Raw genomic sequence first — 4,902 nt, 5'->3', positions numbered from 1 at the left:
TAATTCTGATGAACAAATGTATGCTAAAGATGGTTCTTTGATACGCATACGACCTGTGCCGCCTTTGTTTACTACGAGTTATGATTATAAGTACAACGGTAAAGAATTGCAAGAAGAGTTATCGTTAAATATATATGATATGGATATGAGGCAATATGATCCAGCTATAGCGAGATGGGTAGTGCAAGATCCATTAGTACATTTTAATTATTCTCCATATTTTGCGTTTGATAACAACCCAATACTTTGGGCAGACCCTACAGGTGCAGATTCAGAAAATGGAAGAGAGGACATGCCTATTTCAAGATTTGCACATTGGTCAGATAATGCAAGAGGTGTTGATAGAAGAGAGAATGGAGATCCATCTTATAGTCTAGTTGATGTACATGCAATTTCAGCATTAAAGGGAGCTGCAAAACTGTATTTTGATAATGAGGATGTCAGTAAGCTTACTGAAAAGGAAAAACAAAAAATATTTGAAACTGATGAACTTAAAACTATTGGTGTTTTATTGTGGGAGTTTGCTACTGGGACAGTTAGAGATACTAGAATATTTGTTTACGGAAAACATCCTTTTGCAAATAGTTATCTTGATGGTAGTGGAGGGTCTATAACAAATGAAATATTATCAGATTTAGGGGAAAAGTTATATAAGGATGGTTTTAGAAAAGCTCCAAAAAATTCTAAAGAATATTCGATTGCATTAGAGTTTAGCCCAACATTATCTCCAAGCTCATGGGGGCCTTCAGCAGCTAAGCATTTGACAGTAAATAAAGTACAGTTTTATATTGGTGGTGCAGTCGCAAAAGTAAGAATTGTAGATGGTAATTTGAGAGGTATTATAACCAATGAAACGAGCAGAAATTCTCTTTTATTTCATATGGCGGAAAACTATAATAGAAAAGATGGTGCCCGTCCACTATCAACAATTATTCAAGAAATTCAATTTTCATTTCCAATACAATAAAAATTATGAAACGTTTTTATACTATAAGTTTATTTTTCCTTTTAATTAGTTGTTCTTCTATAAATTGTTATAATAGTTTAGAAGGAAAATATATAAACACTAGAGATACTAAAACAATTAATTATTTGTTAATATACAATGATGGCACTTATTACCATTATTTTAAGAATGATACTATAGAGCTTACTTGTAAAGGAACTTGGGAAAAAGCTAAGGATGTATATTGTGGTATTGAATTAGATAATTTTGAAAATTACAATGAATTAGGTAGTAATTATGAAGAATTTGGTTCATATTTCCTTTTAAAGGATGGGGAATACCTAAATAATGGATTAGATGGTAATAACGAGTATAGTTTTATAAAATCTAGTGAAACTCTAACAAAGTAAAATACTAATTTTTAGAAAATTTTCCCCTAGCTGGCGCGAGCAAAACTAACACGTAACGCTAGTGCGAGCATCTTGCTCGTACCCACAAAGTAAAAACCCCCACAACGGGAAAAGTTGTGGTTTTTTTCATAACTTACATTTTTTTATTATGAGTAGAAAATATAAATTTGGAGAAAAAGACGGTGCTTATTTTGTTTCTTTTGCTACAGTAAATTGGATAGACCCCGCTACCGCACGAAACGAAGTTCAGCGTAGCTAATCCTTTCGCGTGGTGCTAAAAACCAGTAATTACCAATCATAGATAGCTTACTGCTCGTTATGTAAATCAAAACAATAATCCTAACCGTAAAAAAAGTTAGGATTTTGTTTATAAAATATTAACTTTGACTTACGTTCTTACAAGAGTAAAAAATCATTATTATCCATTTGGTTTGAAGTATACGGGTTATCATTCAGATGAACAAATGTATGCTAAAGACATTCTGATGAACAAATGTATGCTAAAGATGGTTCTTTGATACGCATACGACCTGTGCCGCCTTTGTTTACTACGAGTTATGATTATAAATACAATGGAAAAGAGCTGCAAGAAGAACTGGGGCTTAATATGTATGACTATGGAGCAAGGAATTATGACCCAGCTCTAGGACGTTGGATGAATATTGACCCATTGGCAAGTAAATATGAGTCGTTTTCAACATATAATTATTGTATGAATAATCCAGTTTTTTTTGTTGACCCCGATGGGAAAAGGATAATAGTTGGGAGTTTAGATGACCAGAAAAAAGTTCTAGAATCACTTAATAAAACTTTGGGGGGTAATTATTATGAATTTGATAAAAATAACAATTTAAAATTTACAGGTAATTTAAAAGATTTTAAAGGTGATGCAAAAGATTTAATTACTGGAATAAATAAAATAATTGGAAAAGATTTAGATGTAAATATAAAACTGTCGAATTTTGATAAAAATGAAACTCAATTATTAGATGAATATAGTTCTCCAAATGCTTTAGGGGAAAAAAGTGGTGGATTGTCACAAATAACAGTTGAAGGAAAAAAGAACGAAATTAAGATGGTAAATATATTAATTAGGGAGTCAGATATTCAAAATGTAGTCGCTTTCGATAAAAAATATTCTTATTTAGACGAAAATAATAAATTAATAATATCAGATTCTCCACCTCAAAATATTAGGAATTTTGAAACTTCATTTTCGCCAAGATTAAACGCAAATGGGACAGTAGTAACTATTCCTTCGACATTAGAAACCGTTTTGTTTCATGAGTTAGGACACACTTTGTTTGAAAATAAATTTCAAACAAGAGTAAATAATTTTGAAAATTTATCTAGGAAATTACTTAAACTTGAAGAAAGACCTGCATCAGACCCAGAACATAAATAATAATATTATGAAAAATAACAAATTAATTATATTGCTTTTTGTATTGCTTTTTGTAAGTTGTAAAAGTTTAGATGGTAGAAATACAAATTCTTTTTTATTGGTTGAATTTTTTTCTGATAAAAATTTGAAAGTTGAATCTAAAGAGGTTCTAAATTTTAAATTTAACTTAAATGATAAACAGTTAAATAGTATTGATACTAAAAATTATTTATATCAGATTAATCAAAATACTAGAAAAAAAGTAGTCTTAGATTATATTATTAATGGTGAAACTTTAAGAGTGAATTATGATTATATAAGTAAAAAATTGGATTCTAAATATGTTTATTGCAAAGTCTATTTTAATTCAAATAATAAAAACTTAAAAAAGATTATAAGAAAAGGGGATTTAATTTATAAAATTGGAGAAGATTCAAATTGTAGTGTTATTGAATTTACTGCTATGCCGAATATTGTTGTTGATGGTAAGCTAAATACTTTTAATAATAGATTTAATGCAATAATAAATAATATTGGAATTGGTAATCTCCCAAATTAGGACATAGCTTTCACGTCCACACCACAAAACCAGTAAGCACCAATCATAGATAGCTTACTGTAATTCTGATGAACAAATGTATGCTAAAGATGGTTCTTTGATACGCATACGACCTGTGCCGCCTTTGTTTACTACGAGTTATGATTATAAGTACAACGGGAAGGAGTTACAAGACGAGTTGGGGCTTAATATGTATGACTATGGCGCTAGAAATTATGACCCAAGTATAGGTAGATGGATGAATATTGACCCAATGGCTGAAACTTCACGAAGATGGAATCCTTATAACTATTGTTTCAATAATCCTCTAAGTTTTACAGACCCAGATGGGATGAAAGCCTTTAGAATCGGTATCCAATTTGAAGAAACTAATAAAGATGGTAAATCTGTAAAAAGAGATATTACATACAAAAATGGTGTAGCTTATAATGAAGATGGTACAAAATATACTGGAAATAATGAGTATGTCTTAAAAGTAGTTGAAGACTTAAATGAAATCAAAAATAGTAGGGATGATAAACTGACAAGTAGGCTTAATGAATTGGAAGAAAGTGACAATGACCATTTAATAAAGGATACTAACGGTGGAAATACAAATACTCCAGAAAATTCAGTTTTTCAGTATTTAGGGATTTCAACAGGCTCTACAACAGAATATAACCCTTCTAAAACTACAAATGCTGTTGGCGATAAAAGAGACCCTGTTGTTGCCTTGGTACATGAATTATTAGGACATGGATATGATAATGAAAAAGGTACGTGGACAAGTGACAAAACTAGTAATGGAATTAGAATGATTGAAGTTAATGCGGTTAATATTGAGAATCGCATGAGAGCTGTAAAAGGAGAACGTAAAAGAACTACTTATGGCAAAACAAATGGTAAATGGAATAAAATTCCAAAAGAACTATTAGAATAATTATAACTAAAAATATACTATAATGAAATTTTTATATTACTTTTTTTTAAGCTTTTGTTTAGTGCAAAGCAACTCATTTATTGAAAAAATTATTGATGATTTTCAATCAAATAGTAATTATTTAGTAGTGAATATTAAATCAAAAAAATATGATGGGATTGCTATTATTGAAAATGATGATTTATTTACATATTATAAAATCTCACAAAAAGGAAATAAGGAAGAATATAAATCTTTTATTAGAGACATACTTATTCAAAAATCATGCCTTGATATGAGAAATGAAACTATAGAAAAATGGGGTTTTATAAAAGTAAATGAATCAAAAAAAATTAAGTGTAAATTAGAAAAAGGACTAAGTAAATTTATTAAAACCTATTTTAATGAAGATTTAACCGAAAAAGGTAATACCAGTGAAGAAGAAAAAGCTTATATCATTAAAATATTATTTGATAACATGAGGTCTTGTTATATTGATGACGAGACTGGTTTATTAATTTTAAATAAGTCTTTATAGATTTAGCAGTAAACCATTCAAAAATCCTAAATTAAAATAGGATTAGTTAACTAGTTCGCAAAATATTAAACGGTATTAATGTATGATTCAGAAATGCCATCTTTTTAATAGTAAAAACAAGAAATCCTAACCGTAAAAAGTTAGGATTTTGTTTATAAAATATTAAC

At 29.2% G+C, this 4,902-nt stretch carries 6 protein-coding genes; all 6 read left to right on the top strand.

Features of this window, described 5'->3' with window-relative positions; all coding sequences use genetic code 11:
• On the top strand, positions 1–967 hold a 967-nt coding region (locus QZ824_RS11505), incomplete at its 5' end, for an RHS repeat-associated core domain-containing protein (protein ID WP_291276157.1).
• Positions 968–1,092: 125 nt separating this feature from the next.
• On the top strand, positions 1,093–1,356 hold the full coding sequence (locus QZ824_RS11500; RefSeq protein WP_291276156.1) for a hypothetical protein: 264 nt from the start codon (positions 1,093–1,095) through the stop codon (positions 1,354–1,356).
• A 493-nt stretch (positions 1,357–1,849) separates the two neighbouring features.
• A complete protein-coding gene (locus QZ824_RS11495; protein WP_291276155.1) occupies positions 1,850–2,761 on the top strand; it encodes an RHS repeat-associated core domain-containing protein in 912 nt (303 codons plus the stop codon).
• Between the two features lie 7 nt (positions 2,762–2,768).
• Complete coding sequence (locus tag QZ824_RS11490; protein ID WP_291276154.1) at positions 2,769–3,299, top strand: hypothetical protein; 531 nt, start codon at positions 2,769–2,771, stop codon at positions 3,297–3,299.
• Positions 3,300–3,375: 76 nt separating this feature from the next.
• Positions 3,376–4,218, top strand: a complete 843-nt coding sequence (locus tag QZ824_RS11480; RefSeq protein ID WP_366844543.1) for an RHS repeat-associated core domain-containing protein — start codon at positions 3,376–3,378, stop codon at positions 4,216–4,218.
• A 22-nt stretch (positions 4,219–4,240) separates the two neighbouring features.
• The gene (locus QZ824_RS11475; RefSeq protein WP_291276153.1) at positions 4,241–4,735 is read left to right on the top strand and encodes a hypothetical protein; all 495 of its coding nucleotides are present in this window, start codon (positions 4,241–4,243) and stop codon (positions 4,733–4,735) included.
• The last annotated feature ends 167 nt before the right edge of the window (positions 4,736–4,902 follow it).

The sequence above is a fragment of the Flavobacterium sp. genome (assembly GCF_021151785.1).
Lineage (GTDB): Bacteria > Bacteroidota > Bacteroidia > Flavobacteriales > Flavobacteriaceae > Flavobacterium.
The sequence above is the reverse complement of the archived record's forward strand: the minus strand, read 5'-3'. Positions and strand labels throughout refer to the sequence as shown.